This window comes from Legionella sp. km772 (assembly GCF_003989735.1).
Taxonomy (GTDB): Bacteria; Pseudomonadota; Gammaproteobacteria; order Legionellales; family Legionellaceae; genus Legionella.
The window spans coordinates 1-1177 of sequence record NZ_RZGQ01000365.1 but is presented as its reverse complement, the minus strand read 5'-3'; the positions used below and the strand labels follow the sequence as shown (position 1 = coordinate 1177).

Here is a 1177-nt window from a genome sequence, read left to right as displayed (position 1 = left end):
AAACTCATTTAAATCACTTTGCTATTAAGTACAAATTGATTCTTAGAGCGAACCAGATTGCTTGGCAGGAGCTTAAAAATATGGCAGCTTAAAATTGACCGTGCGTAACATGAGTAATTTATTAAAGTTGCGCCTAATTTTAGAAAAGGAAATCCCTGTGGGCTTTAATCACTGGAATGATAATAACCTTCCGACGATGGCTGCTTTAGTATGGAAAACGGAGTTAAAAGAGGACTTTAAAAGCTTATCCCATCAGCATCCCCTATTAAATTCGAAAAGGAAAAATAGTGAAATTTATCAATTAGGAACTTTAGGTGGCGGTAACCACTTTATTGAAATTTGCTTGGACGAGCACCAGCAAGTTTGGCTTATGCTGCATAGTGGTTCACGGGGAATTGGTAATTTTATTGGTACTTATTTTATTGAGTTAGCTAAAAAAGATTTAGGGGATAAGTTAGGCGCGTTGCCGGATCGAGACTTGGCCTACTTTGCGCAGGGAACAAAACATTTTGAGGATTATTTTTTCGCAGTCAACTGGGCGCAGAAATATGCGCGATTAAATCGAGAAATTATGATGGATGTGGTGGTTAACACCATAGAGGCCTACTTTAAGAGAAAAATTAGGATAGATAATTATATTGTAAATTGCCATCATAATTACGTTAGGCAAGAAAATCATTTCGGAGAGTCGGTATACATTACTAGAAAAGGCGCCGTTTCTGCCAAAAAAAATGAATTAGGGATTATTCCTGGAAGCATGGGGGCTAAATCTTTTATAGTGAAAGGTTTGGGTAATGAAGAGAGCTTTACTAGCTGCAGCCATGGTGCTGGGCGGATAATGTCGCGTCATCAGGCAAAAAAATTAATTAATCTTTCAGAGCATAAAGAAGCTACTAAACATGTGGAATGTAGAAAAGATAAACACGTTTTGGATGAGAGTCCTGCTGCTTATAAAAAAATAGAGGATGTAATGCGCTCGCAAAACGATTTAGTTGAAATAGTTTTTATACTGCAACAAGTTTTATGTATTAAAGGCTAATATTGAGTAGGCTTATTTATATAACTCATGTTACGCACGGTCAATTTTAAGCTGCCATATTTTTAAGCTCCTGCCAAGCAATCTGGTTCGCTCTAAGAATCAATTTGTACTTAATAGCAAAGTGATTTAAATGAGTTT

The 1177-nt window shown here is 36.5% G+C and carries 1 protein-coding gene; it reads left to right on the top strand.

Annotated elements, in window-relative coordinates; genetic code table 11:
• The first annotated feature begins 109 nt into the window (after positions 1 to 109).
• The gene (locus ELY15_RS15925; protein WP_127101757.1) at positions 110 to 1039 is read left to right on the top strand and encodes an RtcB family protein; all 930 of its coding nucleotides are present in this window, start codon (positions 110 to 112) and stop codon (positions 1037 to 1039) included.
• The last annotated feature ends 138 nt before the right edge of the window (positions 1040 to 1177 follow it).

Excerpts from the sequence above, each read along its gene's own strand:
- ELY15_RS15925 (WP_127101757.1), top strand. The coding sequence starts at position 110 with ATGAGTAATTTATTAAAGTTGCGCCTAATTTTAGAAAAGGAAATCCCT.